The organism is Paenibacillus plantarum, from assembly GCF_013141695.1.
Classification (GTDB): domain Bacteria; phylum Bacillota; class Bacilli; order Paenibacillales; family NBRC-103111; genus Paenibacillus_E; species Paenibacillus_E plantarum.
This window is the reverse complement of sequence record NZ_WHNY01000041.1, coordinates 83,604-109,900: the sequence shown is the minus strand read 5'-3', so window position 1 is coordinate 109,900 and position 26,297 is coordinate 83,604. Positions and strand designations below refer to the sequence as shown.

At 47.5% G+C, this 26,297-nt stretch carries 30 protein-coding genes; 5 read left to right on the top strand and 25 right to left on the bottom strand.

All coding sequences use genetic code 11. From position 1 onward, the window contains the following. Nucleotides 1-66 precede the first annotated feature (66 nt). Nucleotides 67-1,617 (bottom strand): FAD-dependent oxidoreductase, encoded by a 1,551-nt coding sequence (locus GC096_RS14585; RefSeq protein ID WP_171631155.1) that lies wholly within the window; start codon nucleotides 1,615-1,617, stop codon nucleotides 67-69. A 165-nt stretch (nucleotides 1,618-1,782) separates the two neighbouring features. On the opposite strand from GC096_RS14585, the gene GC096_RS14580 reads away from it, so the two are divergent. After that, nucleotides 1,783-2,328, top strand: a complete 546-nt coding sequence (locus GC096_RS14580; RefSeq protein ID WP_171631154.1) for a GNAT family N-acetyltransferase — start codon at nucleotides 1,783-1,785, stop codon at nucleotides 2,326-2,328. Between the two features lie 593 nt (nucleotides 2,329-2,921). On the opposite strand, the gene GC096_RS14575 is transcribed toward GC096_RS14580, so the two are convergent. The 4 genes from GC096_RS14575 to GC096_RS14560 all read right to left on the bottom strand — a co-directional run bounded on the left by GC096_RS14575 (nucleotide 2,922) and on the right by GC096_RS14560 (nucleotide 6,148). Then, nucleotides 2,922-3,155, bottom strand: a complete 234-nt coding sequence (locus tag GC096_RS14575) for a DUF1128 domain-containing protein (RefSeq protein WP_376769501.1) — start codon at nucleotides 3,153-3,155, stop codon at nucleotides 2,922-2,924. Between the two features lie 115 nt (nucleotides 3,156-3,270). Continuing rightward, the gene (locus tag GC096_RS14570; protein ID WP_171631152.1) at nucleotides 3,271-3,927 is read right to left on the bottom strand and encodes a TetR/AcrR family transcriptional regulator; all 657 of its coding nucleotides are present in this window, start codon (nucleotides 3,925-3,927) and stop codon (nucleotides 3,271-3,273) included. 58 nt (nucleotides 3,928-3,985) lie between these two features. Continuing rightward, on the bottom strand, nucleotides 3,986-4,627 hold the full coding sequence (locus GC096_RS14565; RefSeq protein ID WP_056609032.1) for a YigZ family protein: 642 nt from the start codon (nucleotides 4,625-4,627) through the stop codon (nucleotides 3,986-3,988). A gap of 165 nt (nucleotides 4,628-4,792) precedes the next feature. Continuing rightward, entirely contained in the window at nucleotides 4,793-6,148 is a 1,356-nt protein-coding gene (locus tag GC096_RS14560; RefSeq protein WP_056609606.1) for a glucose-6-phosphate isomerase, read from the bottom strand. Nucleotides 6,149-6,272: 124 nt separating this feature from the next. Here GC096_RS14560 and GC096_RS14555 point away from each other — a divergent pair, with 124 nt between their 5' ends. Next, nucleotides 6,273-7,559: an NAD(P)-binding domain-containing protein gene (locus GC096_RS14555; protein ID WP_171631151.1), complete on the top strand. Its 1,287-nt coding sequence runs from the start codon at nucleotides 6,273-6,275 to the stop codon at nucleotides 7,557-7,559. An 89-nt stretch (nucleotides 7,560-7,648) separates the two neighbouring features. On the opposite strand, the gene GC096_RS14550 is transcribed toward GC096_RS14555, so the two are convergent. From GC096_RS14550 to GC096_RS14465, 18 genes are all read right to left on the bottom strand, one after another. After that, entirely contained in the window at nucleotides 7,649-8,230 is a 582-nt protein-coding gene (locus GC096_RS14550; RefSeq protein ID WP_171631149.1) for a glycoside hydrolase family 73 protein, read from the bottom strand. Continuing rightward, a complete protein-coding gene (locus tag GC096_RS14545; RefSeq protein WP_171631148.1) occupies nucleotides 8,227-8,625 on the bottom strand; it encodes a phage holin family protein in 399 nt (132 codons plus the stop codon). The genes GC096_RS14550 and GC096_RS14545 overlap by 4 nt, the downstream gene beginning before the upstream one ends. Before the next feature lie 47 nt (nucleotides 8,626-8,672). Next, the gene (locus GC096_RS14540) at nucleotides 8,673-11,381 is read right to left on the bottom strand and encodes a hypothetical protein (RefSeq protein ID WP_171631146.1); all 2,709 of its coding nucleotides are present in this window, start codon (nucleotides 11,379-11,381) and stop codon (nucleotides 8,673-8,675) included. Between the two features lie 20 nt (nucleotides 11,382-11,401). Further along, complete coding sequence (locus GC096_RS14535; protein WP_171631145.1) at nucleotides 11,402-11,662, bottom strand: hypothetical protein; 261 nt, start codon at nucleotides 11,660-11,662, stop codon at nucleotides 11,402-11,404. Nucleotides 11,663-11,666: 4 nt separating this feature from the next. Next, nucleotides 11,667-12,221, bottom strand: a complete 555-nt coding sequence (locus tag GC096_RS14530) for a putative phage tail protein (RefSeq protein ID WP_171631144.1) — start codon at nucleotides 12,219-12,221, stop codon at nucleotides 11,667-11,669. Continuing rightward, entirely contained in the window at nucleotides 12,218-13,327 is a 1,110-nt protein-coding gene (locus GC096_RS14525; protein ID WP_171631142.1) for a baseplate J/gp47 family protein, read from the bottom strand. Before GC096_RS14525 ends, GC096_RS14530 begins: the two co-directional genes overlap by 4 nt. A 1-nt stretch (nucleotide 13,328) precedes the next feature. After that, a complete protein-coding gene (locus tag GC096_RS14520; protein WP_171631141.1) occupies nucleotides 13,329-13,814 on the bottom strand; it encodes a DUF2634 domain-containing protein in 486 nt (161 codons plus the stop codon). Beyond that, entirely contained in the window at nucleotides 13,815-14,204 is a 390-nt protein-coding gene (locus GC096_RS14515) for a hypothetical protein (RefSeq protein ID WP_171631139.1), read from the bottom strand. Beyond that, the gene (locus GC096_RS14510) at nucleotides 14,191-15,201 is read right to left on the bottom strand and encodes an XkdQ/YqbQ family protein (RefSeq protein WP_171631138.1); all 1,011 of its coding nucleotides are present in this window, start codon (nucleotides 15,199-15,201) and stop codon (nucleotides 14,191-14,193) included. The genes GC096_RS14515 and GC096_RS14510 overlap by 14 nt, the downstream gene beginning before the upstream one ends. Next, nucleotides 15,201-15,833: a LysM peptidoglycan-binding domain-containing protein gene (locus GC096_RS14505; RefSeq protein ID WP_171631233.1), complete on the bottom strand. Its 633-nt coding sequence runs from the start codon at nucleotides 15,831-15,833 to the stop codon at nucleotides 15,201-15,203. The genes GC096_RS14510 and GC096_RS14505 overlap by 1 nt, the downstream gene beginning before the upstream one ends. A 7-nt stretch (nucleotides 15,834-15,840) precedes the next feature. Then, on the bottom strand, nucleotides 15,841-17,958 hold the full coding sequence (locus GC096_RS14500) for a hypothetical protein (protein WP_171631136.1): 2,118 nt from the start codon (nucleotides 17,956-17,958) through the stop codon (nucleotides 15,841-15,843). Between the two features lie 5 nt (nucleotides 17,959-17,963). Beyond that, nucleotides 17,964-18,116: a hypothetical protein gene (locus GC096_RS14495; protein ID WP_171631135.1), complete on the bottom strand. Its 153-nt coding sequence runs from the start codon at nucleotides 18,114-18,116 to the stop codon at nucleotides 17,964-17,966. 23 nt (nucleotides 18,117-18,139) lie between these two features. Then, a complete protein-coding gene (locus tag GC096_RS14490) occupies nucleotides 18,140-18,532 on the bottom strand; it encodes a phage tail assembly chaperone (RefSeq protein ID WP_065857630.1) in 393 nt (130 codons plus the stop codon). 35 nt (nucleotides 18,533-18,567) lie between these two features. Further along, nucleotides 18,568-18,981 carry a phage tail tube protein gene (locus tag GC096_RS14485; protein WP_216626129.1) on the bottom strand — a complete coding sequence of 138 codons (414 nt, stop codon included), beginning with the start codon at nucleotides 18,979-18,981 and terminating at the stop codon, nucleotides 18,568-18,570. 10 nt (nucleotides 18,982-18,991) lie between these two features. Beyond that, nucleotides 18,992-20,455, bottom strand: coding sequence for a phage tail sheath subtilisin-like domain-containing protein (locus GC096_RS14480; protein ID WP_171631134.1), 1,464 nt, complete (start codon nucleotides 20,453-20,455; stop codon nucleotides 18,992-18,994). Further along, nucleotides 20,455-20,679 (bottom strand): YqzN/YkzM domain-containing protein, encoded by a 225-nt coding sequence (locus GC096_RS14475; protein WP_171631007.1) that lies wholly within the window; start codon nucleotides 20,677-20,679, stop codon nucleotides 20,455-20,457. The genes GC096_RS14480 and GC096_RS14475 overlap by 1 nt, the downstream gene beginning before the upstream one ends. Before the next feature lie 10 nt (nucleotides 20,680-20,689). Further along, nucleotides 20,690-21,514: a minor capsid protein gene (locus tag GC096_RS14470; protein ID WP_171631132.1), complete on the bottom strand. Its 825-nt coding sequence runs from the start codon at nucleotides 21,512-21,514 to the stop codon at nucleotides 20,690-20,692. Between the two features lie 212 nt (nucleotides 21,515-21,726). Continuing rightward, complete coding sequence (locus GC096_RS14465; RefSeq protein WP_171631131.1) at nucleotides 21,727-22,146, bottom strand: ArpU family phage packaging/lysis transcriptional regulator; 420 nt, start codon at nucleotides 22,144-22,146, stop codon at nucleotides 21,727-21,729. A 165-nt stretch (nucleotides 22,147-22,311) separates the two neighbouring features. On the opposite strand from GC096_RS14465, the gene GC096_RS14460 reads away from it, so the two are divergent. The 3 genes from GC096_RS14460 to GC096_RS14450 all read left to right on the top strand — a co-directional run bounded on the left by GC096_RS14460 (nucleotide 22,312) and on the right by GC096_RS14450 (nucleotide 23,794). Beyond that, nucleotides 22,312-22,716, top strand: coding sequence for a helix-turn-helix domain-containing protein (locus tag GC096_RS14460; protein WP_171631129.1), 405 nt, complete (start codon nucleotides 22,312-22,314; stop codon nucleotides 22,714-22,716). Nucleotides 22,717-22,902: 186 nt separating this feature from the next. Beyond that, complete coding sequence (locus GC096_RS14455; RefSeq protein WP_171631127.1) at nucleotides 22,903-23,445, top strand: ImmA/IrrE family metallo-endopeptidase; 543 nt, start codon at nucleotides 22,903-22,905, stop codon at nucleotides 23,443-23,445. Nucleotides 23,446-23,476: 31 nt separating this feature from the next. Continuing rightward, nucleotides 23,477-23,794 (top strand): hypothetical protein, encoded by a 318-nt coding sequence (locus GC096_RS14450; protein WP_171631126.1) that lies wholly within the window; start codon nucleotides 23,477-23,479, stop codon nucleotides 23,792-23,794. Between the two features lie 82 nt (nucleotides 23,795-23,876). Here GC096_RS14450 and ppnP read toward each other — a convergent pair whose 3' ends face one another. Together ppnP and tkt are read right to left on the bottom strand one after the other, a co-directional pair. After that, on the bottom strand, nucleotides 23,877-24,194 hold the full coding sequence (ppnP, locus tag GC096_RS14445) for a pyrimidine/purine nucleoside phosphorylase (RefSeq protein WP_056609015.1): 318 nt from the start codon (nucleotides 24,192-24,194) through the stop codon (nucleotides 23,877-23,879). Between the two features lie 78 nt (nucleotides 24,195-24,272). Then, on the bottom strand, nucleotides 24,273-26,294 hold the full coding sequence (gene tkt, locus GC096_RS14440; protein WP_171631124.1) for a transketolase: 2,022 nt from the start codon (nucleotides 26,292-26,294) through the stop codon (nucleotides 24,273-24,275). Nucleotides 26,295-26,297 lie beyond the last annotated feature (3 nt).

Sequence of the window (26,297 nt, the reverse complement as noted above, 5' to 3'; positions counted from 1 at the left end):
TCTACAGTGTATGGCTTATGGGGTAACATCGCATGGATAGCTGTCCATTTTCGAGCAAAAATACGCTCATGTCTCTACTGTAAGCTTGGTCAATGCTTTTTTCGCAGGTCCTTCAATGACATCACCTTGGAACGAATATCTGGAACCGTGACATGGACAATCCCATGTGCGCTCCGCGTCATTCCAATCGACTTCACACCCCAAATGGGTACAAGTCGTATCAACAATGTGCAGTTCGCCATTCGGCTCTCTGTAAGCACCTGCTCTCTTCCCCCTCACACTAACGACAGCCCCTTCATCAGGCGACAGTTCTTCGGGGTGCTTACGCAGTAAATCAAACTTGCCAGCAACAAACTCTTTGGCCACGTTGGCATTCTGCATGACAAATGTTTTGATACTAGGATCAGCATGGAAACGATGCGGTGTAAATACTTCTTCGTAGGGGCTCTTCTCCCCTAGAATGATCTTCGTATTCAGCAGCGCCGCTACCATGCTGGTCGTCATTCCCCATTTGCGAAAGCCAGTCGCCATGAGGAGGTTAGGAGCATCGGAAAACTGCTGTCCGATATAGGGCATTTTATCCAGAGTGAACACATCTTGAGCCGACCAACGATACAAAATCTCCTGTAGACCGAACATCTCCTCGCCGAACTTCTGAAGATTTTCATAATACTGATGCGTACATAGACCTTGCCCTGTCTTATGACCCTCACCGCCGATAAGAACCGCAGATTCCCCATTGATGGTGACAGCACGAAGAGAGCGACTTGGCTGCTCCACGTTGATGTACATCCCCCCTGGGTATGCTTTCTCTGTGCGCGCTGCAATAACATACGACTTCTCTGCATGCAGACGGGTAAAATAAGCACCCTTGATGTCGTTGAACGGATAATGGGAGGCTGTGACCACATAATTGCATGTAACTCGATGCCCTTGCTTTGTTTTGACAATAGATGGCTGCTCATGGGTCGCACCTACGACGGTTGTTCCCTCATATATTTGACCACCCAGCTTCGTAATTTCCTGAAGGAGTCTGATCAGGTAAGGCACAGGATTGAACCTAGCCTGCCCTTTTAGGCGGATGGCTGCTTTCGTCGCGAAAGGCAAAGGCGTGGATTCCAGATAATCACCACCGATATTCATCTGCCCATATGCCATGTATTCGTCCTGTAGTTGGTTTAAATAATCATCATCACTCGTGTAGAGATAAGCATCTTCTTCGGTAAGTTGACAGTCGATGTCTAGCTTAGTAATCGTTTGTTTAATGAGCGTCAGCGCTTCTTGATTGGCCTCATAATAAAGACGAGTCTTCTCCTCTCCAAAATGGGAAAGAAACTCATGATATATCAGTCCATGTTGCGTTGTAATCTTAGCGGTCGTGTGTCCCGTCGTGCCTTCTAGGATTGGACCGGCATTCAGAACAACAACCTTAACGCCTCGTTTGGCGAGTAAATAGGCCGTTGTGATGCCAGTAATACCTGCGCCGATGACGACTACATCGGTCTTCAGATCGGTTGATAGTAGGGGAAACTGAGGGAGCTTGTCGACAGAATCAAGCCAAAATGACTTGGGGAATTGCGGTAAAGTAACAGCGGAAACCTCTCCATGTTGCGTCAATTTCACATTCTCCTTATGTGCCAATTTCTACCTATTTTGTCCTTGGTGGGGGAATTGTATGTATCGGAAATGGATGATGACTTGTCACGGAACATATGTTCCGATAAGATAATAGAAACAGCTAATGCTCATTGCGAGAGTACTAATTATATGAGGAGTGAGAAAATGTCAGAGAACGTGAGCGCTTCACAGGTTACCATCGAGCCTTGGTCCGAATCGGATCTTGAACTTCTGCGGCTGATTAATGCTCCTGAGATGATGGAGGATCTTGGTGGTCCGGAAACAGATGAGCAGCTTCGAATACGTCACAAACGGTATCTGGAAATCAGCGAGAAAGGCAAGGGGCACATGTTTAGCATCGTACTGCTGCCTAATCTTGAAGCCGTGGGTAGTATTGGCTACTGGGACAGCCATTGGCAAGGGGAGCATGTTTACGAAGTCGGTTGGAGTGTGCTTCCCGGCTTTCAAGGGCGAGGGCTAGCAAGCAGCGCCTTACGGGCAGCTATTTCCCATGCGAGATCAGAGGCCAAATTTCAGTGGATGCATGCTTTCCCTTCCATTCACAATCCAGCATCGAATGCTGTGTGTCGCAAGCTTAACTTTACGCTGATGAGCGAGTGTGAATTCGAGTATCCACCTGGACATTTCATGCAATGTAACGATTGGCGATTGGCGATTGATAACTCCCGAATGCCGATTGATGGGATTTAACTGCAGTATCTAGCATTTGGCGGTCACTAGTATCGCGAAACGTAGAAATCAGGTTAGTAGCTGCTAGTGTGGGGTTCATGCTGGGGTTGCTGGGGTTGCTGGGGTTGCTTGGGTTGCTGGGGTTGCTGGGGTTGCTGGGGTTGCTTGGGTTGCTGGGGTTGCTTGGGTTGCTTGGGTTGCGCTGATTGATTAACTGGATTTTCTACATCTAAATTCGGGGAAATCTAGCATTGTTGGCGTTTAACTGGATTTCCTACAGCTAATTGTGCTCAGAATGACCAGTTTGATCAAATCTGCCGAAATTAACGTGAGAAAATCCAGTTATTTTCCAAATTTCAGAGATTTGGCTTAAATTAGATGCAGAAAATCCAGTTATTCACTCGATCAGGATGCCTTCGGGCCGCCAAGGGGGAACGGGACAGGAGGGTAAGGAGAGTAATTGAAGGGGAATAGGAGAGTAGTGAGGATAAAGAGCAGAATGTTGGAAAAGTGGAGTAGTGTGAGGTAGTAGGAAATTGTGATACCCCAACAAAAAACCGCTCCTCCAACACAAGGTCAGAAAAGCGGCAGACTTATCGGGTGAGTTTTATCTACTAGGCTTTGCGAATTTTCCCAAGCTCGGTTGTAATCGCATCAATCTCGCTAATGCTGAAACGATCCTTGCTTGTGACCATATCATAAAGATCCTTCAAATCCTCATACATTTCTTCTTTCACGTTGGAGGCTTTAATGGATCCTCCTGTTGCCATGCGCAGCTTTCTCGTAATACCTTCAAACATAAATTCAACGTTCGCTTCCGACCATGTATTCAAATCCAATGTAATCATCCTTCCATCGCTGTCTTTTCATCATTTTAAAGCACATACAGGGTAATGTAAAATACAGTTTGTCTCATTATGCAAAAAAGAAGCAAAGACAGAACGTCTCGCTTCCTTATTTCTTCTATATCACGATTGATTTAAGTACATTCGGCCCAACCATTTTGACTAGCGGACGTTGCAATTCAGCTGAATCGACATCCAGACTAACACAGATAAGGCGAATATGCTCGTCAGCCAATCTACGTGCATCCTCGTATGATAGCTTAAACTGAATACAATAGGAAATAAAGCCATGTAAAGACATAAACAAATTCCACGGAAGTGTAAACTTCCGACTCTCAGCTCCTGGCTGATCTACCATCACTTCACGAATCACAATGGCAAACATGTCCAAGCACTGAGCCTGTTCGGTACGCGAGTACTGCTGTAGTTCTGGCTCGTTAATCATAAACATCATTTCGTAGTGATTCGGATTACTTAAACCAAACCAGACGAATTCCATCATTAACTTTTGAAGCAAATTCACGCTAAACCCATGCTCACGAACAATCATTTCCCGCTGACTCTGCAGCAGTAAGGCGAAATCGTCTTTAATTAGTGCATAAAATAACTCAGCTTTTTCATTAAAATGGTAATATAACGCACCATGACTGTACCCCATTGCTTTAGCAATGCTTCGCATCGTTAAAGCGCGATAGCCGAAAGTAGCGAATAATTCCCGCGCCTCTGTAAGAATTCGTTCTCTGCTAAGCTCTTGCGCGACTGCTTTCCTAGCCATTCCTATCCCTCCGCATCCTCAGCTCATATGAAATTTGTTGGGTCTCCTGGGAGCCTGCCTATTCAGGCAAGCTCTCGTGAACGATATATTCGTTCTCACCCGCGACGATCAAGCTTTGACCTTGTGTAACATCAGTTGCCCAATTCATGAATGCTTCCGCTTCAGCCGCTAAAGGATAACAAGGAACGGTTACTTTGTCTGTGAACCCAATATCCCCTAACAGCATCCCTTGATTTCTCAGTTCATTTTCCAGTTTGCCATACCATGTATAATCGACTTCAATCAGCACGAGCTGATGATTTACTTTATAAATCGGCTTTCCTGCTTCTATGCCTGCCACAGCCCCATCCGTATAAGCGCGAATAAGTCCGCCAGCACCTAACATGATGCCACCAAAATAACGAGTAACTACGACAACGGTATTCTTGAGCCCTTGATGCTTCATCACTTCCAGAATCGGCTTCCCTGCGGTACCGCTGGGTTCTCCATCATCGGATTGCTTCTGGATTTGATCCCGCTCACCAATGATATACGCACTGCAATTATGCGTCGCCGCTCTGTGTTCCTTCTTGATCGCTTCAATAAACTGGATTGCTTCTTCTTCTGACTCTACGGGTTTAGCATGACCGATGAAACGTGACTTCTTGATGATAATCTCAGACGAACCATACGAATGGATTGTGCGATAATGTGCTAGCATAGCCAACCTTTCTCGATAGAAGGAAACAACTGTTTCATTATATTCTACACACATGCTTGGACTTCGACAATATAGAAAGAAAATTTACCACACAAATAATGGAAAAATAGGTGCAAAAAAACGACCTATCCGATAGGATTGATCGCTTTTTGTTTAAGTTGAACATTATTGCTGCAAACGAGCCTCAAGCTCGGCTTTTTCTTTCTCATAACCAGGCTTGCCTAAGAGGGCAAACATGTTCTTTTTGTACGCTTCAACACCCGGTTGATCGAACGGATTCACACCCATCAAATAGCCGCTGATGCCGCATGCTTTTTCAAAGAAATAGACCATGTATCCGAAAGAGTAAGGCGTCATATCCGGCAATGTTACGATCAGGTTCGGTACTTGACCGTCCGTGTGCGCAAGCATCGTGCCTTGGAATGCCTTCTTGTTCACGAAATCCATCGTTTTGCCGCTAAGGAAATTCAGACCATCCAGATCATCGCTATCTGTACCGATCGTGATATGATCAGCCACTTGGTCAACTTGGATAACCGTTTCGAACAAAATCCGATTACCATCTTGAACGAACTGTCCCATGGAGTGAAGATCCGTTGAAAAGTCTACGGAAGCAGGATAAATCCCTTTGTAGTCCTTCCCTTCGCTTTCACCGAACAATTGCTTCCACCACTCCGAAACGAAATGTAGGGATGGCTCATAGTTCACGAGGATCTCAATCGTTTTACCTTTACGATACAAGGAGTTACGAACAGCTGCATATTGGTAGGCTTGGTTTTCGCTCAACTTCGGATTGGAGAATTCTTGCTGCGCATCTGCCGCACCTTTCATGATTGCTTCAACGTCAATGCCAGCTGTCGCAATAGGAAGCAATCCAACTGCGGTTAGCACGGAGTAGCGTCCACCAACATCATCTGGAATAACGAACGTTTCGTAGCCTTCTGCTGTTGCTAAAGTTTTGAGCGCGCCCTTCTCTTGATCCGTTGTTGCGTAGATACGTTTGCGAGCGGCTTCCTTACCGTATTTCTTCTCCAATAATTCGCGGAAAATACGGAAAGCAATCGCTGGCTCAGTCGTTGTACCGGATTTGGAGATCACGTTCACGGAGAAATCTTTGCCTTCAAGCAATTGAAGCAAGTGCGTGACATATGTAGAAGAGATGTTATTTCCTACGAAATAAATCTCAGGTGTTTTACGTTTATCTTTTGGCAAAATATTATAAAAAGAATGAGACAACATTTCTAGCGCAGCACGCGCACCTAGGTAGGAACCACCAATACCGATCACGACAAGCACGTCGGAATCCGATTGAATTTGCTTCGCGGACGCTTGAATGCGGGCAAACTCCTCACGGTTGTAGTTCTCTGGAAGATCTACCCACCCCAAATAATCAGAGCCTGCGCCTGTTTTGTTATGAAGCTGATCATGGGCTAGCTCCACTTGAGCCGACAAATAATCGACCTCATGCTGGGATAGAAAGGATAATGCCTTGCTGTAATCAAATTGTAATTTTTTACTCAATAGGTTCGCCTCCATCTCTATTTTTCACCTTTTCCTAGCATACTTATTTGCTTGTCTAAAAGCAAGCGAGAAAGGAATTCACAGGTATTAATTCCCATGCTAAAATGAAGTCAGAGGTGAGGACATGAAACGTATCGGCTTTATTGGACTTGGCACAATGGGTAGGCCCATGGCTGCTAACCTTATTCAAAAAGGTTTTATGGTAACTGTGTATAATCGTACAGCTGGCAAAGCGGACGAGCTTGAGCAAATGGGGGCTGAGGTTGGCCTCACACCTGCTGAAGTCGCTCGCAGCTCAGATGTCTTATTTACAATGCTCAGCAATGATGCTGCGCTTCTCGAAACATTTTACAGTGAGCAAGGTATTCTGAGCGGTATTCACCCGGCACTCACGATTATTGACACCAGCACCGTATCTCCCCAAACAAGTCAAAAGCTCGCGGAAGAGCTCGCAGCGCATTTCGTCGACTTCCTCGACGCGCCTGTTACAGGTACGAAGCCCGCTGCTGAAGCAGGTACGCTTACGTTCATGGTTGGCGGCAGCCAGGAAGTATTCGAGGAGCAGCAAGAATTGTTCCACGTACTTGGCAGCAAAGCCCTTTACCTAGGACCGAGCGGTTCTGGCTCTTATGCCAAGCTCGCTCATAATACGATGGTCGGGATTAATCTTGCGGGACTTGCCGAAGGCCTGTCAATTGCCACGAAAGCTGGGATTCACCCTAGCCAATTCTTAGAAATCGTCCGCTCAGGCGGAGCCAATAGCAAGCAAGTTGAGCTCAAAGGCGATAAAATTCTCGATCGCGATTTCAGCAATCAATTCTCCTTGAAGCTGATGCTGAAAGATTTGCTGCTCGCGCAAGAAATAACGAGTAAGTTCCAATTACCGACGCCCATGCTGCAGTCTGCTACCAATCTGTTCCAGATCGGCCTAAGTAAAGGCTTAGGTGAAGAAGATCTTAGCGCTGTCATTAAGTGCTACGAGGAATGGATGGGACAAGATGTTGTTAATCCTAGTGCACCTGTTGTTACGGAACCGGTGAAAGCCGCTTCCCCGCTCTCGGGTCGCGAACGTCGCAAGAATACACGGGTTCAGCTGGATATTAACTTGAAATTGTCCATTTACCAATGGGAGCAAGAAGGCTCTTTTTCCGGGCAAAATATTGACGGAACTCTCTTCGATTTATCCGAAAGCGGACTGCAGATCACAACCGATGTGCTGCTTGCGCCGGATATGTTCGTCGTCATCCACTTCCCTCAGGAAGCTGGATTACCACCGATTACGGGTCGTGTCATTCGCATCGTGACCGAAGGACGCAGCTTCCGCTATGGTTGTATGCTGTCCGGCTTGCCGCCGTATGTGCGGATTAAGCTGGAGCAGTATATTGAGGATCATATTGCGAGTGCGGTGTAGAACTTACTAAAATAGAAAATAGAACACCGTTCTTTCCGTAAATGGAAGTGGTGGTGTTCTTTTTAAATTGTACGGTAAGGTGGTTTGGTTCACATCTGGCCTGACACTTTACGGAGCTCATTGGCTAGCCGGTGGAACTCTTCTCTAGCTTCGACATTATCTGTGCACGTCCAAGCCGCAGATAAAAAGTTAATAATTTTATTAGCATCATCCGAACTCATCATATACTCCCTTTCTTCTTCAACTTGATCAAAACGTGTCAGATCACTTCCCTCAATAATTCGAATTAACTTGTCAGCATAAAGTGGATCTGTTGCATACCCTGCTAGCTGCAGTCCCCGACTAGCTCTCCGATAGTCCTGCTCATTTCGTACCATGGCATACCTTGAATTACTTGCGAGTAGGATAGAGTGATCGCGAATACTTTCGCTCCAGCTATCGTATACACGGAACCCATCTACAATTTGCAGCCACTTGCCATTAATGAATTCCTGCGTAGTCTGCTGTTGCCCGCTTCCTTTGATCCCAAATAAATTATTGCCCGGGGCATACCGCCCCCAACCACTTTCCAGAATGGCCTGTGCGATAGTCACACTAGCTAAAATACCAAATGCCAGCATATTTGCTTGTGCGGCAGGCGCAATTTGCTTAATAAAAGTTTCATTGCTCATAGCCCTTCCCCTTTGCTTCGCAATACTTGAATCATTTGCTTCAAAAAGACAGGAAGAGGCAGACCTAAACGCCCATAATTTTCAGTAATAGAAATAAACTCATTCGCTAAGTAAAAATAGATCGCGCCTGTCATCATCAGGTCCGTATCCAAGAGAATATCCATGCGATGTGCCAGCATAATGACAAGCAGCATCAGTCCTTTGCGTGCCAGACCCCAATAACCAACTTGACTGTTGAGGCCCTGCTGCTCTTTGATCGAAGCCGCAATGCCAGTCACATAATCGACGAGTATCGCCATGAGGAAGAGACTAATAAGTTCACTCCACCCACCGAAGGTGTAAGTCGCTATTGCTCCGAGAACAGCTGTAATCAGGTTAAAACAGATTTGGTTCATGCGTTTTTGCTCCTTTCTTGAGGGATTGGTTGGGTCCCTGGACCCACCTAAATACCAATTATATTAGATCTTAGTTCACTCCAATGTTTCCCCTTACGCTGTGTTGAAGAGGATACTATCGTCGTATCTGTCCAGGTAGGAACACTAAGTCCTTGGGAGATATAAATATCCCCTATGGCTTGCCGTAATTCCGTAAGATGAACAGCCCGAATAGCCGTCCTACTTGGACTATTCCAATCATTAATTGTTACATCTGTCCAGTTGATTGTGGCCAACCCTCGAGCCTGTCGAACATTATTGACAGCAATTCGAATGCTATCGATTGTTCTTTTGCTTATGGCCGTGTGGGTATCTGCTATTGTTGTTGGCCATGTGGTTGCATTAATGGTAAAGCTGACAGTCGTGCTCCAAGTTCCCCACTCAATCCCATCGTACGCCCGAGTTCTTACATAAAAAGTCCCCGTTCCAAAATTACTCTGTGGTGTGTAACTGTTCGTAGTACCAGTAGAGAGAGAAGTTGCTCCCCAGCCTAATGCGTTCGCTCCTGAAGTTGTATCTACTACTGTTGAAGCAAACGTATTAACCGTGCTTACTTGTATTTGAAAATTTGTTAACGTCGCGTTGTTCGCATCGGTTACTGAGAATTTAATCTTAGGCTTCTGATTCAATAGATAACCAGTGGATGCTAGGTTTAGGATTGTCGATATAGCATAGGAATTCGTAGTAAACGTCGTGTAGTTTAACACATTCGCATTGCTAGCGTTATCTGTAAAGACGACACCCCAGCGGTATTGCGTAGCAGGTATAAGTCCCGTGAAGTTGTAGCTGGAAACTGCACCTACGGATAAAGGGAACCCCGCTACGTTATTCCAAGTGCTTCCGTTGAAGCTTTGCAAATGAAGCGTTGTTGTGTTTCTTCCGGAGCTTGCAGCGCCGTCGCTAAAGGCGGACCAGGATACGCCGTTTGACGTTGCGTAAAGTATGCCGTTTGTTTGTGTGGGGGTTGTTGGGGCGATTGTGTCTTTATGAACCTTCGCCGTTAATCCGCCGACCTGAAAATTTCCTGCGCCATCTACGCAATAACAATCAAACAACCAATTTCCTTCGATAGTTAATGCTGCGAAATCATAGTAATAGTCATTCGTAGCACCGTTCTTGGTCATTACAACGCTATTGAGGTACACTGAGCCGTCTGGCTTTTTAATATTGGTATATACCGTCCCTATGCCTATTCTCGAATCCGTTACACCATATGCCCATATTCGTGCTGCCGTGCCTGTTGTGTATTGCTGCACCGAAACGCTTGTCATTGTAGGTGCTATAGTGTCGATAGTGAAAGCTTTAGTAGATGGTGCTGACTGAACACTAGAACTATCTCGTACATATATCGCCACTTGATACGTACCATCTGGAAGCGCCGTACCTGAATGTGTTCCAGAACCTACCGTTGTTGATATGAACCCCGCTGATTGTCTTACAATTGTGTCCCCTGCCGCGTTGTAAATATCAATCCAGTATGCCGTTTGTGTATCTCCTGAGTCTGGGTCGCTAAACGTCCATGTAAACGTTGGGGTTGAAGTATTGTATATTGATCCGCTTGTTATTGTTGGTGCATTAGGTGCGGTATTAAGCATAGACGTAATAGCATAAATGTTATATGGCGAACCATCTTCAGCATAAGTTATGCCCGCAAATTTTGAAATCGTACCCGCTGAAGCTGAAGGTTGTGTTGCAGTTGTACCGTTAGCTAAGACAGGATAAGTAGTGGTTGCCGTTACACCTGTTAGCACATTCGTAATAACAGGAGATGCGTTTGGATTTGTTAAATCAAACTCAGACAAAATTAATATTTTTGAACTGGAATTATAAGAATATACGCCCAATTTACCGCTTGGCATCAATCTGGATTGAATTTGAGCACCAGTTATAGCCGATACTGCTGTCAATACTGTACTTGAAAACCTCCAAGTACCTGTAGCGGTGTCGTACTGCTCTATATTCGTCAAGTTTGTCGTCCTTGCAATGTATAACGGTTGATTTAATCCCGCACAACCAACTATGTACAAATATCCGTTCGGATGCGCTAATGCTACGGCATTTATATTAAGATTTACACTTCCTGCCCATGACGTAAAACTTGTGGTTGTAACTGCTGTCGAAGAATATAAATATTTATATAATCCATTTGAAGCCCCATGTGCTATTAAATATCCACCGTATTCAGCCCAACCCACTACAGGGTAATTAGTTCCGCTACCTGTACCAGCATGTTCTTTAGTTAGTGCGCCATCAAAAAACTTAATCATGTATTGATCGGTTCCGTTTTTCCGTTGGTAACTTACTGCAATTTGGTCTGTACTCGTTATATAAATAGAAAGGGGCGCTGGGTTATCATCACCTATCTGAAAATATCGCATTCCCGCTTGACTATTAAACTTGTAAACGTTATACCCGTATAATCCCTGCGGCACTACCGTTGTATCAAAACTAAGGAAGTTAATAAGCCCACCTTCTGAGAAGAACCAAAATAATTTATTTCCTTTGGCTCCTAATGCTATCCTGTAATACCATGAATATTCAGCGGCAAGTTGGTAATACATCGTCCATGTGAGCCCGTTATCCGTTGACCTCATAATTCTTGGATTACTGTTGTTCCAAAGTGCTGACCACATATAACCGTTATCAGTCATGACAACTGCCGTATGATAAGTGTTCGCGTTATTAACCGCTATAGAAGCCTTATTATAAACACCCATTTTATCTAATCACCTCGTTTCTATGGCGCGTATGTCTTAGCTAAAGCCACCTGCGCATCCACATACTGCTTCGTCACTGCATGCAACGCTGCAGTCGGGTCTGCTGGTAATGTAACCAAGCCTGTAAAAGTAGGATTGTTTAATGGAGCTTTCGCAGCTACCGCCACATCCAGAATGTCCATATTGTCATCAATGATCGGCTTAGTGTTAAACGCAGTTGTTGAAGGCGAACTGCGATCAATCTTATTTAGCTGTAAGTTACTTGTCTTTGGATTCGGCATCGAATCACCCCCATGCGATTTTGTCGAGCATTGTTGATTCAATTTGTGAAATTGTCAGTGTCTCAATATCTGAAAGCATTAGGTAACGGAAGGAATAAACAACGTTTAAATGGGCAGGTTTGATATCTTCAATTGCAGCCTTCAGATCATTAATGTTCGGCGGCGTCCCCAACGTATCCACGAACCGCACTGTAAACTGATACGATGCCGGCTGCTGCGTAACCTCCACTGCGCCGCGGTCATAGGCCTCGGCCACGCTCTTAATCAAATCCACGGTGACGGTGCCGACACCGCGCAGCTTGGCGTTGATCACCGACCGTCGCTGATCGTCGGGCTTGCCCTGCACTGACGCGATGCCGAGCTCGGCTTCCCACGCGTCCAGCCCCCACGTCGCGGAGCTGACGAAAAACTGCCCCAATGTCTCCTCCAAGGAGACACGCAGTTGATCGACCTCAGCCCCCTGGGCTTGCAGGATAGAGCCCATAACACGCGATGTCTCGTAGTAATCGGGCAAGTAACCCAGCATGCGGTTGCCACTTAGTGAAGTTACTTGCGTCATACGAGCGACACCACCCCAGTAACGGCAACTTGCCCCACGTTGATCGTGATGTTAGAGCTGCCGCCATTGATCTGCAAGTTCGCGTAATCCTGCACGCCCGGCGTGTCCAACAATAATGAGCCAATGCGCACATAGCGGACTGCTGGATCACTCGAGAACGCCAGTTCGGATAAATAGGCGCGAACGGCCACGGTGAAATCATTTTTCACCTGTGTCAACGTTCTTGATCCGTTTAATGTAAGCACAGCCTGAATGCCGATTGCGACTTCGGTAGCCGCCACGACAGTTACAACTGCTCCAATAGGAGCCTTTCCCACCAATGGTGGAGTAGTGTAGATGTACTGTTGCACGGCTGTGACGACAGAAGCAGAAACACTTCTTTTATCCGTGCCGATGATGACGACCTTGACAGTACCAGGACCCTGCCACAACGGCAGCACCTGCGCAGCACCCACCCCCGCCACATCGAGCGCCCAGTTCAGATAGTCGGCCTTATTCCCACTTGTTCCAGGGGAACGAACTTTGGCGTAATAACGATTGAGCAGTGAGTCATCTTTCTCTACGTCCGCTCCATTTGTCATTGGCACAGTATTCGTCACACTCGTTATGCCTACGATTGGCGTTACCAAAAGAGTAACCGCCCCGCTCGGCACATTGCCTTTAGAACCACCATCCACTGCCGATACCGACACCATCACAAATCCTGAGCTATCTACAACTGCCGCATCCAGTGTCTCAAACATCACCGACGACGTCCCTTGAACGGTATCCGCCAATGTACCAATACGCGTTCCTTGAGGGACGACCGTCCCGACAACACCTGTGAACTTCATTTGACCGACAGCCTTCATCGCTTCTTTGCGAGTAACTCCCCGCTCCGCACAACGCAAGTCTAGATATGGTCCAAATGTAGTACCCGCAAATCCTCTCCGCAGAACCTCCTGCGACTGCAGAGCCGCAAGCGCTAACTCTATCGAAGCAGGGGCCAATGCATCCCAGATATAGGAACCTTCTGACTTGTCCAAATCGGAAGGCAAGCTGTTTAACATCCGGCTCCGGATCTCTTCCTCGGTCTGTTCTACCAAATAATCGGGTAAATTTGCCATATTAACTGATCACCACACTTCCTTTTAGGTTCTTTTGCTCGCCTCGCACATTCACAATTTCGCATTGAAACGAGCACTGATCTTTTTCCCACTCAAATGTAAAATGACGCACATCCGCCGTACGCGGGTCGACCTTCAAGGTCTCCGTCGTCATACGTAAAATCTCCATTTCGTTCGCCTGACGGGACAAATGCCGCGCAATTAAATCGTCGTACTCCTGGCCATAGGCACGGGAATATACCAAATGTGTGTAGCGCCGCGAACGCAGCGCTTTTTGGCACCATTCCAGCCATGCGTCGGTGCCCTCGCATTCCGCGATTTTACCCGTCGGAGTCGTTACGAACTCGCCCACGGAATGGTCAAACTTCGGACTGCGTCCGAAGGAGATCGGCCCCTTTTTGCCCGAAGCCAAAATGGCTCCTGTTCCTGTTCTTGCTCCTAATCCCGACCCAGAACTCGCTCCCACCAACGGAAATAAACTCGGCATCTATTTCACCACCTTACACAAAATCACGGCATCGTTGCCGTCATCAATCGGAATCGCCAGCACACGGTCACCGGGCTTCAAGCCATGCTGAAACTCCATTCGCACATCCTCGACACCTGCCTCAGCAAAAGCAAACGTTGCTTGCCCCGCTACGGGAACACCACCGCTATTCAACCCTGAAACCGTGCCCGTCAGCGAGAAGCTAGGCAAATGAAGCTTGGCCATCCAATCGGCTACATAATAATCAGCAATTTCATGTTTAAAACGATCCAGCTTCAGCCCGCCGGCCGTCATCGTACCCAGTTCCGCGTGTAAACCAGAAACCGCTGAAGCGGCATGCCCAGACATCCGATTATCCAATAGGGAAGCCAGCTTGTTATACGGATTCATTCATGTAATACCTCCTTCTGACGAGCTCGGAGCTGCCTAGCTCCAGCACCATTTTGCCAGGATCTCCTAACTCATGTCTGACCGACATCGCAATAAGCTCCATCCCGCTTCCTGCCAAATCCACCTTATCTCCAGCACGAATGGTGTTAATATCCAGCGAAGTAACGCTAATCGTCTCTTGTACACCCATGAGCAACGCATGCGCTGCCTCTTTGGCCTCGGTTACGGATTGAAAACTGCTGTCTTGGACGATTTTTTGCAACGTGCCTAGCTCAGCAATATCCCCTTCTTCTACCACCAACACCTGTGCCGCAGCATCATCTCCTGCTGATTTCGTGCCGAGCACTTTCACTTTGGTAACAGCCCCTTCGAGCGTCCTTTTCTGCATAATGTTCATCACATTCTCACTCGGCTCCAAGGACCATACCGTTGCGTTACTGCCAATTTCCACAAGCTCCAGCCCGTTGATTGTCATCCTTGGACGATACATTGGACCGCCCTTCTTGGCCGTTTCCTTGAGATCCTTCATGATCATCGCGTACATGGTGTCGGAGCGGTACATCGCTTTGGCAAGCTTGATACCTGTGTCCGGCAAATTCCCAAGCGGGATGTTCCAATCTTCTGCATACCTGCGTATGCGCTCATTCGCCGTCATTCCGCCAGGAAACACATACTCATCTTCGGACTTGGCCAAATAAATCGTGCGATCATACATCGTCACCGTTAGCCGATCCATTCGCTCATAGCTGTTTTCGCACTGCCACACAACGGCTGGATGCAGCAAATCCACCTGCTCTCCCCCGCCATAGGGCATACCTATCACACGAACCGCTTGCCCAGGCTTCATCCCAGGGAAATCCGGCGTCACCACGAGTGTCGCCTGCGCCCGATAAGAAATTTCATCGAGCGCTTCTTCCAAAGTCATTTCATAAATCAAATCCCGCAAAGCATATTGCTCATCCAGCCAAATATCGTAAGATCCGCCGCTCCAATCCATCAGGGCATCACCAACTCTTGTCCGACTTGGATAACATCGGGGTTATCGCCGATTAACGCACGATTCATTTCATAGATATCCCGCCAACGGCTGCCGGAACCTAGATTCATTTTCGCAATCGCCCACAAAGAATCTCCTGACTTGACCGTGTAAGTAGCCGAGACAGGCTTAATGTCAGGTCGTGCCTCTCCATCAGAAGCACCACTGCGTTCCGCCAGCGTCCTCACTTTGTAATCCCGCCAAGTACGAAAGGTCACATCGAAGTATACATCTCCCGGCTCGCCCCCCTTGAAGCTGCTATTATGGGCCGACAGCATGACAAGCACATTCACATCCGTACCCGTAATGATCAAGCGGAGCGGCTCGCGCTTCTCCATCCATGTATTCAGCTGATTCATCGCGGTTTGCGGATTGGGCAATGGCTGGTACTTACAGTAACTAGCGTCATATTGCGATGGGAAAAAGGAAGAGAAGGCAATTTCCTTCACCTTCACACCTTGTGGCACATCCAGTTCCCCACCTTGAATAATCGTGATTGTTTCAAAGCTTTTATCCCGGCGAATGTTTACTTCTGTCGGATTTACCGGAAAATGCAATTTCAAACCGCTTGGATCTTCCAGTGTAAAATCCATAGCTTCATTAAGCATACGCGCTACCCCCATTCTCTGAGCGGTTTTGCATGGCAGCATTCATTTGCGACACAATTTGATGCCCGATCGTGAAAGCTAGCTTCTCCTTATCAACTTCCTCTTTCGGAAAATGAACCGCTACGCCATCCACTTTGACTTCATACTGGTTCGAAGGGGCAGTTTGCGTTGCCGAAGACTTCATCGCAGAAACAGCTTGAGCAGGATCAGCTGCCAAGGATTCGCGCCCCTGAGGTACAAGCGACATTTTGGACTCTGTTTCCTCCACAGGCTTCTTTTTCCCTGAAAACCATTTATTCGCAATAAATGATCCTGCTTTATCCCCGAGCCAGCCGCCTAACATCCCTCCAGCAACCGTTCCTAATCCCGGTAAAATGGCTGATCCAAGAGCAGCACCGAGCGCAGCGCCACCCGCACCTGCTCCAGCTTGAATGGCCGCTCCCGCTTTGTTCTCGGAAGTAAGTACATCCACAGCTGCCATTCCAATGCCAAGCGGTGCTGCCACTCTGCCCGCTCCTTTCAGCAGCTTGGAGCCGCCTTTGAGCAGTTTGGTTAATCGTCCTTTCGGAGAAACTGGCGGATGTCCGTCAGGTTGTCCCTGTGCAGCGACTCTCCCTGGACTACTATCATCTAACGCAACCTCAGCAGCAATGGGTCTCGTCCTCCTGTTACCTACTGGTTGTGTTGTACGATTGGTTTGCAAATTGGTTGTCGCACCCGTGTTGGACTCCGTTTTCGTGCCTGCATTAGATCTCGCATTCGGGCAGCATTTCGTACCGTTCCCTTCGAGCTTGCCTTTTCCCGAGGATAACCCCTTTAAAGATTTAATGCTTTCGACCATAGATTTAACGCTAGTTGCAACTGATTTGAAGCTCTCTGAAATAGACTTGAAAATTGAATTCAAACTTTGCGGGATCGATTTGAAACTCTCAACGAAGCTTTTACATCCCTCGCCTACTGCTTTGATTCCGTCGCCGAAGTTTCTAATCCCATCGCCTATCCCCTTGATTCCGTCGCCAATGCTACTTAATCCCGCACCTATTCCTTTGATTCCGTCACCTATGTTTGTAATTCCGGCACCTATGCTACCAATTCCATCGCCGATATTTTTGAGTCCATCACCTATGCCTGTGCCGATGCTTTTGATTCCATCACCAATACTGCCTATTCCCGCGCCTATTCCTTTGAGTCCGTCGCCGATGCTGCCTATTCCCGCGCCTACTCCTTTGAATCCGTCGCCGATGCTGCCAATTCCAGCGCCTATTCCTTTAAACCCATCTCCGATGCTGCCAATTCCAGCGCCTATTCCTTTAATTCCGTCACCGATGCTGCCAATTCCAGCGCCTATTCCTTTAAACCCATCTCCGATGCTGCCAATTCCAGCGCCTATTCCTTTAAACCCGTCGCCGATGCTACCAATTCCCGCACCTATACCTTTGATTCCGTCGCCTATGCTACCAATTCCATCGCCGATACTTTTGAGTCCATCACCTATGCCTGCGCCGATGCTTTTAATTCCATCGCCTATGCCTGCACCAATGCCTTTGAATGCCTCGCCTATCCCTTGAAGGCCTTCACTTATACCTTTGAATCCATCACCTAAACCTTTAAAAGCTTCGCCAAATAGCTTCAGCGCCTCACCTATTCTAGCTAAGCGGTCAATCCAAACATCGATCGGACTTTTCTTCTCAGGCGCTGCCTTCACAGTAACCATGGACACGGATGCTGAGGCAGATGCTTTCGCTCCTGCCGATCCCCCGCCGCCCTGTATGCCGACGGATAACGTCCCGCCAAGCCCTTGCAGCAATTGCCGCAGCTGTTTCGCTGCGCCAATCACTTGATCGTTGATAACCAGCTTCACATCGACTTTCGTATTACCCAAATCCGCCAGTTGCAGCAGAAGCCGGTCAATCACAAAGGAAAAATAATCCCGCACGGCAATCGTCGGTCTGGCTGTCACTTGACTCAGCCTCGCACTAGCTTCCCCCGCCTTGTCGAATAAACCTGACAGCCGCTGTACAGCGGATCCTGTCCGATCCACAGCTCTTCGCAATCCATCTTGCGCCGCTGTCACTCTTGCTAAATTGCCTGCCATCGCCATGTCACTCATGGCTCTCACCTCCTTGCACGTTCACGCTCTCGCTGCAGCGCTTGTTCCTGCTCCATCTCTAATTCCAAGCTGGCCAGCATGAATAGCTGCTCCCCGCGAGGCAGCTTCCAGAATGCTCCGGGGCGCAAATGATGACGCGTCCACATGGCATGGAGCATCGCCGGTAGCCCCCCGGAGGCAATTAGTTTTTTACTTCATCCAGCGTCGTGTTAAAACCGCTCAAATCGAGCACTTCGTCCCCAAGCGCCGAGAGCTCGCCAGCAAGCAAAATTCGCTTGATCACTTCCTCGCCAGAACTGGCCTGGTACTTCGTGAGCAATCGGGAGTCCCCCCAGTTGGGAGACACCGTGGCGGCAGCAATCAACGCGACGTTGAATTGCTCTTCGTCGAGTCGATCGGTTTGGACACCTCGACGATCCGAGCGTTCCGTGCAGCGTTCACGCAGCGCAAACACCTGTTTCCCCGTTAATCCACGCAGAATAATGGGGACGCCAACCCGGGAAAGGGTTAACGTCTTTTCTGGCAATTGATCCGCTTCAAGCAGCTTTTGCAAAATTTGTTCATCAGTCAACATTAGGTATGTCCTCCTTCAAAATGGTTAAGATGAGATTAATTCGCCTTAATTGGGTCATTCAATGTGTATCCTTCGAACGTAAACGAAACTTCTTCTTTCACTTCTTCGCCAGCCGTCCAGTTCGCTAACTGAAGCTTGTCCAGCATCACATTATTCAGGGTAATACGCTCGAAACCATAGGAATCTGGATCACCAAGTTTGGAAACGAGACTAAATTTATTGAATCCGCGGGCAATCATATCGCTTGTGACTTTGAAACCGCTCAGCGTGCCCGTCCCCTTCATAGCCCCTTTTTTATGGCGAACCCATGGATCACCTGCCAGGTTAAGCTCCTTCTTTTGAACCTCAACATTGGCTTCCAGATGATTGAAATTCGTTTGCCATTCACCACCAATAAATACACTTCCATATGTTCCCAAAATAACTCTACTCGCATCTAAACTCATCATTATGCCTCCCTTAATTTACGATAAATGTTCCGAAAATTTGTTCCATGACATCCGTCAATTGTGCTTCCCACTTGATGTAAACTTGATCAGCGGCAGGCGTGAGTACGGCTCCTTGACCATAATAGACAGGGTTCAGATACACATCGAATCCCTGAGCATCAATTACGCCAGCCTGTGCAAGTGCCTGCATATATTGCTTGGCAGCTTCAACGAGCGCCAAACGTCCCTCTTCCGTATTGTTTACTTTCCCGATATAGCTGTCTTCCGCTGTGCGCAATAAATCGTTATTGATCGTGTCCATGACACGAATCGTACGAATCTTCTTCCAAGCCGCATTCTGGCCTTGGCGCAAAGAGACCAGAGCATTCATACCGCGAAGTGCCTTCACCTTCTGCCCGTCGTGAACCAATAGGAACACGCCATTCTTGACGGCACTTTCCTGTTCACTGCGTGTCGAGCGGCGGGTCACATCACTGAATGGCGATACCGCGTAAGTTGTCGATTCGCTTAGTTTCTGACCAGCGATGAGGCCTGCCACATACGCGGAAATATACGCCGAGCTATAGCTCGTACCCGCTAAAATAGCACCCGTTCCGACATTCACGATAGCTTCGTGATTATAGACTGCACTCCTTGCCGTAGCTCTGCTGATGGCATCTGCCGCCGTATCATCGGCGGAAGAACCTCCAAGAACAGTCACGATTCCCTTGCCTTCGCTCCGTAATCGTGATGTCCAAGCGGAGACCGAAGCTTGGATGCTTGTATCTGAAATGCCGTCTAGTGCCAACACATGGAAATCCTGCGTTTCCATTGCGCTTAAGGCATTCACATAATCGGTTGAGACAATGCCGCTTACACCGGAGTTACCTCCCGTAAGTCCGCTCCCTGCAACGGGGGCCAGCGTGCCGTTACCTGGAGCAAGTACACTTGCCGTCAACCAAATGTTACTGACATCTTGATTGATCGCATCGGCAGCAGCTTGAATCGTGGTTCCTGAGAACGTAAATATTCTCAACACAGATGTGCCTTCAAGCAGCTTGAGATCCTTCTTCGCGCTGTCCACAGCATTCGTTTGTACAATAACCGAGAAATTGTTCCCTCGTGTTCCTTCATACTTCGCATCGAGCTTCAATACATTCGCTGCTGCTGAATCTTTTAACGTAACACTTGCTTTAGCCGCTGTTGCATCAGCGATTCGATAAGCTAATACTTTCTTCGGCTTGCCCTGCAAAGCCAGTTTCAACACAGCCGGAGCTGTCGCCGCACCAGATTGGTCCGTACTGAAAGCATCATAAATGCCTTGTTCACTCGTAATTTCCACAAATTTCCGCACAGTTCCCCAATTCGCCTTCACTGGGATGATCACTGTACCTTGACTGCCCAGCTCAATCGCGCTTAATGCAGCCGCCTCAAAATTCATATAAAAGCCCGGCAATACCGGACGATCCGTCCCACTCCATGTTCCACCTGCCATTATTCCTGCACCTTCCTTTGTAAAAAGTTTTGAATGAATTGCTTCGTTTCAGTAATCGTGAATGCTGATTCTGTCATACCATGCAGTGCCCCAATGAGCACTTCCGGAGGACAACCGAATAGTTCCTGTGAATGGTTTATCAACTCTTCCCTTATATAACTAACATCTTCAGCTGCTGCTTTTACTTCTGTTTGACCCTTCGTAAGACTTGTACTCTGTTTCATATCAATCACCTCAGTTATGAATTTGTGTTTCTGTTTGCACCGCTGCCATTAGCGGGAATACACCTTGTGGAGCCGTAACTACGCCCGTTAAAGCAACCGTCAGATGACCTGTAGATAAATCTCCTAAACGCATCGCAATATTCGAATTAACTACGGTTAACCATCTGCCATCCGCATCTTCAACTGGCAATTTAACCTGTTCGGCCAGCTTTACCAATAAAGTCTGAGCAGCTAACTGATACTCACTTGCCGACTTTGCAGCAATTTGCCCAACGTATTGTTTGGTAAGCTGAGTAGTATTTTGGGAAGCTGATGCACGCTGCCAACCCGTACACTGCCATGAAACAGCCGGTCGACATGTGCCGTTGAATCCTCGATATACCCGCCATGACGGTCCGAGTGCCGTTTCCGTGAATTGGGAAATTGCACCTAACCACGACTCTATAACAGGTTGAACTTGTCGAAGAATCAAAACAGATCTCATCAGATATCTGCCAGCCACATCCTTGTCTTGCAGCGCAGGCAGAGCCGTAATTTGCACCGTATACAACTTGCTATCAACCTCGATAACACCATCATCTGGTTCAAGCAGCTTCGTAATGGCACTCCATATTCGCTCATGTGCACCAGCAGAAGTGGAACTTCTCGCTTGCAAGCTGAGCTTACGCCAACTATCCGGCGCATCCCATTTGAACTCTGCACTCCCGCCTAAATGGCTTAGCCATATCGCTTCATCTGGTGTTGTCGGCACGCCGTCAATGAAGAGGTCAGCTCCAAGCGTCCCTACTGCGTTCGACTGGAGGTATAGAGCTAATTCCTGTGCCAAATTCATCATTCACTTTTCTCACCTCCTTTCTGGCTTTCCTTTTGTTTTGAAATTCAAAACATTTTTTTCTTTTCAAAACAAAGCTTCACTCCTTACGCCTCCGCCGGAACGGTTTCTTATGCATCTGCTTAGCACCATCGCCTCCCTTGCTTGGCTACACAACGATCTTACCATGCCATATTCAGAATGAATTGCCAAAAAACTGCCAATTCTGGCGGACCTTATTGCACCTTCACTTCCAGACGCAACATGTACGCCAATTGTTCAATGGCTCTGGCTTTTATCCGATGATAGGTACGCTCGCTCAAATTAAGCTCATGAAACAGCAGAAAGTCAAACGTCTTGTCCTTTTTTAGATACCGTTCCCGGATAATTCCCTGCTCCTGCTCATCCAGCAGAGAGATCGCTTGCTCAACTTCACCGCACTCACCTAGCAGGTTTTCCTCTGAACTCATAGGGTAGATAGCCTCCCGCTCCGCCACTTTGAACAACTCATTCCTATTCGAAATTGCTCCATTTTCTCTCCGCAAGCAGCCCATTGCTCGATATTTGCGCACGGCTTCAAGTACACTTTCCACCCTTTTGCGTGTTGCTCGGCGATCAATCTGTTCTTGCTCTATATTCAAAATACGTTCTACCATCACTCGACCATCTCCTAAAATTTGTTGTTTTGAAATTCTAAACACATCATACGTTGTCTTGTTTAAAATTTCAACACAAAAAGTTTTGATATGCAAAACTTTCTGGAGATCTCCCCTTGTTTTTTGCACCGCTCACCATTTACAATAGAATCAGGTGATCAAACGATGAAAGATATGGTGCAATTCGGCATCCGAATCCGAGATCTGCGGAAGATGAACAATTTTTCCCTCAGAGAACTTGGCGAACGGTCCGGTGTTAGTTATTCGTTCATTAACTCCATAGAAAATAACCGCTTCAATCCCTCGCGGGAAACGGTTATCTCCTTAGCTGATGCGCTTCGTATAGCTGAGAAGGACGAGCTGCTTCTGCTCGCAGGCTTTGCTCCGACGGAAGAAGAGTCACTCGACGGACTTTCTGCGGCTGCTCCTGATGAAGTCGATGACCCTGATGTCAGCTTATTTTTTAAAGACTTCAAAAACGCTCCCAAAGAGCGCCGCGATGAGATGCTCCGTTTCTGGAACTTCATCAAGGAGCAGCAGCAGAACCGAACTCCTGACAGCCAGCAGTAATCTAGGTATTCTTCTAATAATGTAAAGCTAAGCCCTGACGGGCTTTTCTTTACCACAAATATACGAACATATATTCTTAAAGCGAGGTGTTTTCACCTGTTCACTCATTACCAAACGACCTCCCTTGAACAGTGGGTAGAGGCTTTATATAGTCAACTTGGCATCGTATCACCAGCTCAGCTCAGCGTGACGAACTTGGCTGCTAAGCTGCATATTTGGGTTTATACGATGGATATGAACAGCATGGCCATTGAAAAAGATGGACTCTTCAGCATCAATGTTGACCGTCGATTATCCGTCAAAGAACAATGGGAAGACTTCCTCCATGAGCTTTGTCATGTGCTTCGTCATTCCGGCAACCAGATGGTGATGCCTGATCGCTACGTCGATTGGCAAGAGCAGGATGCATCTGCGTTTCAGCTCTACGCGGCTATTCCTATGTCCATGCTGAAGAAACTATCGCTGCCTGAACAAAAGAATGAAATGGTCGCCTTTCTTTCTGATGAATTTCAGGTGACCTATCGACTTGCCAATGAACGGATTGAACAAATCCAGCGGCGCGTCCTGCAAGGGATACTGGATCATGAATATCAGCAATTTACACAAAGTCAATTGAGCACATATAGCCCAGACAACTGGTCTGATGCAACCCGCGCGATCATGAACAAACTCGAGCAGTTAAAGCGCAAAGGAGGAATGACCGATCGTCAAGCTAGCCGTCTTTTATGACTTTCATGAAGAGCGTATACAGCCATCGATCATGGCGCTGCATTTCCGTCCTAACGAGCTTGATTTTAGTAAAAGCACTCTTTATATTCCGATAAGCGCTCCATTTCAGCAGCTTCATTTCGAAGAAGTCCTCGATTTAGAAGCCGGCATCACCGTGCTGCTTGAGGATCTCATCGTCAATCCTGCACGTCCTGCGTCTTTTGGGATTAGCCTCTCTCGAATAAAACAACGACATACTCTCCTACTCGATGAGCACCCTTCGATCCAGCAATTATGGATTCGCATGACCGACATCGAAGAGGTGCTGCAGATGGAGATCCGCTCTTTGTATAGCTGGTCTTCCAAATGAAAAAAAACCATACATCCATTGAACATATTGTTCAATTACGATGTATGGTTTTTGGCTTTAAAGCGTTCGATTCCCCGAGATATTACTCAGCGATATACGAACAGATATAGTCGCTCACTGTTTTCACTTCGAGCTTGAATTTTGCGTTAGCTGGCACGGTGAACTCACCTTGACCACTGATTGTAATCCACTCTGTGCTGCCTGGAAGCAATACGTTTAGCTCACCAGCTTGGATTTCCATGATTTCTTTCACATCTGTTCCGAATTCATATTCACCTGGAAGCAGGATGCCTAGTGTTTTCTTCGTGCCGTCTGCGAATTGCACAGTGCGGCTTGTTACTTTTCCATCGAAATAAACATTGGCTTTCGTAAGTACGGTTACATTTTCAAAGCTAGACATGGTTAATAGTTCCCCCTCTAAAATGGCAATGAATAAGTACAAGCCGAGGCTCAGACGAGCTGAGCCCCTGCCATTAGATTAACCTAACAATGCTTTCACGCGTGCTGCTACGTTCTCAGGTGAGAAGCCGTATTCTCTAAGAACCGTGTCCCCTGGCGCGGATGCTCCGAAAGTGGAGATGCCAAGGATTGAACCCTCGTCGCCTGTATAACGCTCCCAGCCAAGTGGGTACGCCATCTCAACAGCAAGACGTTTCTTCACGCCTGGTAGAATAACGGAATCTTTGTATTCTTTGGATTGCTTCTCAAACAACTCCAAGCTCGGTAGGCTGACAACGCGAACGTTGATGCCTTCGGCTTGCAGCAATTTTTGCGCCGCGACAGCGAGTTGCACTTCGGAACCTGTTGCTAGGATTTGTGCATCTGGTTGACCGTTTGCAGCATCGGATACCACGTATCCGCCTTTGCTTAGGTTCGCTTTAGCGCCTTCAACCGTACCTGGAAGGATCGGCAAGTTTTGACGAGTCAAGACAAGCGCAACTGGACCTTTCGCTTCGGAGATTGCATAACGCCAAGCTTCGGACGTTTCGTTACCATCAGCAGGACGAATGACTGTGATGCCTGGAATCACACGAAGTGCCGGAAGTTGTTCGATCGGCTCATGCGTCGGTCCATCTTCACCAACAGCGATACTATCATGTGTTAGAACATAAATAACAGGAAGCTGCATAAGTGCTGCAAGACGAATGGAAGCACGCAGGTAGTCGGAGAACACGAAGAATGTTGCTCCGTAGACTTTAACACCACCATGAAGCGCCATACCGTTCATTGCTGTACCCATACCGAACTCACGAACACCGAACCATACGTTGCGTCCAGCATAGTTGCTAGCGCTGTAGTTGGATTCGCCTTTGATCATCGTGTTGTTCGAGCTCGCTAGATCCGCGGACCCCCCGATTAATTGCGGCAATTTGCCTGCAACTGCATTGATCGCATTACCAGAAGCAACACGCGTAGCCATAGGCTTGTCTTCTGTTGTGTATGTAGGAAGATTAGCATCCCAACCAGCTGGAAGCTCACCATTCACAGCAGCACTGAATTGGTTGCCAAGCTCTGGGTACGCTTTGATGTAATCATTCAACAGGTTGCTCCAAGCTTCTTCAGCTGCAGCACCTTCTTGTCCAATTTCAGCATAGTGTGCACGAACTTCATCCGGAACAAGGAAATCCGGCTCTTCCGGCCAGCCGTATGCTTGTTTCGTCAATTTCACTTCGTCGCCGCCAAGTGGGGATCCGTGAGGTCCAACGTGACCACCTTTACCACCTTTGTTCGGGGAACCGAAACCGATTGTCGTTTTCACTTCAATCAATGTAGGACGCGTTGTATCAGCTTTCGCTTCAGCAATCGCCTTGGAGATCGCAGCAAGGTCATTCTGCTCTTCAACGCGAATAACTTGCCAGCCGTAAGCTTCGAAACGTGCTTGCACGTTTTCAGAGAACGCCATATTCAATTCGCCATCAAGCGAAATATCGTTGGAATCATACATCATGATCAATTTGCCCAATTTCAAATGAGCTGCAAGGGAAACCGCTTCAGAGGAAACACCCTCCATCATATCGCCATCGCCGCAAATTGCGTACGTGTAGTGATCGATAACTGGGAAGTTTTCTTTGTTGTACGTTTCTCTCAAGTGAGCTTCAGCCATCGCCATACCGACAGCCATACCAACGCCTTGTCCAAGTGGACCCGTCGTTGCATCAACACCTGCTGTGTGACCGTACTCTGGGTGACCAGGGGTTTTGCTTCCCCATTGGCGGAAGTTCTTGATCTCTTCCATTGGCAGATCATAGCCACATAGGTGAAGCAAGCTGTATAGAAGCATGGATCCGTGTCCTGCAGATAGAACGAAACGGTCACGGTTTACCCATTTAGGATTCGAAGGATTGTGTTTCATATGCTGTTTCCACAGCACGTATGCCATTGGCGCAGCTCCCATTACCATACCTGGGTGGCCTGATTTGGCTTTCTCAACCGCGTCGATACCGAGAGTACGGATCGTGTCGACGGCTAATTGTTCAATTGTTTTGTTTGATGCTGTCATTCG

Bases quoted from the DNA above. Each gene is read 5' to 3' on its own strand.
- GC096_RS14580 (WP_171631154.1), top strand. From the start codon at position 1,783: ATGTCAGAGAACGTGAGCGCTTCACAGGTTACCATCGAGCCTTGGTCC.
- GC096_RS14575 (WP_376769501.1), bottom strand. From the start codon at position 3,155: ATGATTACATTGGATTTGAATACATGGTCGGAAGCGAACGTTGAATTT.
- GC096_RS14570 (WP_171631152.1), bottom strand. From the start codon at position 3,927: ATGGCTAGGAAAGCAGTCGCGCAAGAGCTTAGCAGAGAACGAATTCTT.
- GC096_RS14565 (WP_056609032.1), bottom strand. From the start codon at position 4,627: ATGCTAGCACATTATCGCACAATCCATTCGTATGGTTCGTCTGAGATT.
- GC096_RS14555 (WP_171631151.1), top strand. From the start codon at position 6,273: ATGAAACGTATCGGCTTTATTGGACTTGGCACAATGGGTAGGCCCATG.
- GC096_RS14550 (WP_171631149.1), bottom strand. From the start codon at position 8,230: ATGAGCAATGAAACTTTTATTAAGCAAATTGCGCCTGCCGCACAAGCA.
- GC096_RS14545 (WP_171631148.1), bottom strand. From the start codon at position 8,625: ATGAACCAAATCTGTTTTAACCTGATTACAGCTGTTCTCGGAGCAATA.
- GC096_RS14540 (WP_171631146.1), bottom strand. From the start codon at position 11,381: ATGGGTGTTTATAATAAGGCTTCTATAGCGGTTAATAACGCGAACACT.
- GC096_RS14535 (WP_171631145.1), bottom strand. From the start codon at position 11,662: ATGCCGAATCCAAAGACAAGTAACTTACAGCTAAATAAGATTGATCGC.
- GC096_RS14530 (WP_171631144.1), bottom strand. From the start codon at position 12,221: ATGACGCAAGTAACTTCACTAAGTGGCAACCGCATGCTGGGTTACTTG.
- GC096_RS14525 (WP_171631142.1), bottom strand. From the start codon at position 13,327: ATGGCAAATTTACCCGATTATTTGGTAGAACAGACCGAGGAAGAGATC.
- GC096_RS14520 (WP_171631141.1), bottom strand. From the start codon at position 13,814: ATGCCGAGTTTATTTCCGTTGGTGGGAGCGAGTTCTGGGTCGGGATTA.
- GC096_RS14515 (WP_171631139.1), bottom strand. From the start codon at position 14,204: ATGAATCCGTATAACAAGCTGGCTTCCCTATTGGATAATCGGATGTCT.
- GC096_RS14510 (WP_171631138.1), bottom strand. From the start codon at position 15,201: ATGGATTGGAGCGGCGGATCTTACGATATTTGGCTGGATGAGCAATAT.
- GC096_RS14505 (WP_171631233.1), bottom strand. From the start codon at position 15,833: ATGGATTTTACACTGGAAGATCCAAGCGGTTTGAAATTGCATTTTCCG.
- GC096_RS14500 (WP_171631136.1), bottom strand. From the start codon at position 17,958: ATGAGTGACATGGCGATGGCAGGCAATTTAGCAAGAGTGACAGCGGCG.
- GC096_RS14495 (WP_171631135.1), bottom strand. From the start codon at position 18,116: ATGCTCCATGCCATGTGGACGCGTCATCATTTGCGCCCCGGAGCATTC.
- GC096_RS14490 (WP_065857630.1), bottom strand. From the start codon at position 18,532: ATGTTGACTGATGAACAAATTTTGCAAAAGCTGCTTGAAGCGGATCAA.
- GC096_RS14485 (WP_216626129.1), bottom strand. From the start codon at position 18,981: ATGATGAGTTTAGATGCGAGTAGAGTTATTTTGGGAACATATGGAAGT.
- GC096_RS14480 (WP_171631134.1), bottom strand. From the start codon at position 20,455: ATGGCAGGTGGAACATGGAGTGGGACGGATCGTCCGGTATTGCCGGGC.
- GC096_RS14475 (WP_171631007.1), bottom strand. From the start codon at position 20,679: ATGAAACAGAGTACAAGTCTTACGAAGGGTCAAACAGAAGTAAAAGCA.
- GC096_RS14470 (WP_171631132.1), bottom strand. From the start codon at position 21,514: ATGATGAATTTGGCACAGGAATTAGCTCTATACCTCCAGTCGAACGCA.
- GC096_RS14465 (WP_171631131.1), bottom strand. From the start codon at position 22,146: ATGGTAGAACGTATTTTGAATATAGAGCAAGAACAGATTGATCGCCGA.
- GC096_RS14460 (WP_171631129.1), top strand. From the start codon at position 22,312: ATGAAAGATATGGTGCAATTCGGCATCCGAATCCGAGATCTGCGGAAG.
- GC096_RS14450 (WP_171631126.1), top strand. From the start codon at position 23,477: ATGGCGCTGCATTTCCGTCCTAACGAGCTTGATTTTAGTAAAAGCACT.
- ppnP (WP_056609015.1), bottom strand. From the start codon at position 24,194: ATGTCTAGCTTTGAAAATGTAACCGTACTTACGAAAGCCAATGTTTAT.
- tkt (WP_171631124.1), bottom strand. From the start codon at position 26,294: ATGACAGCATCAAACAAAACAATTGAACAATTAGCCGTCGACACGATC.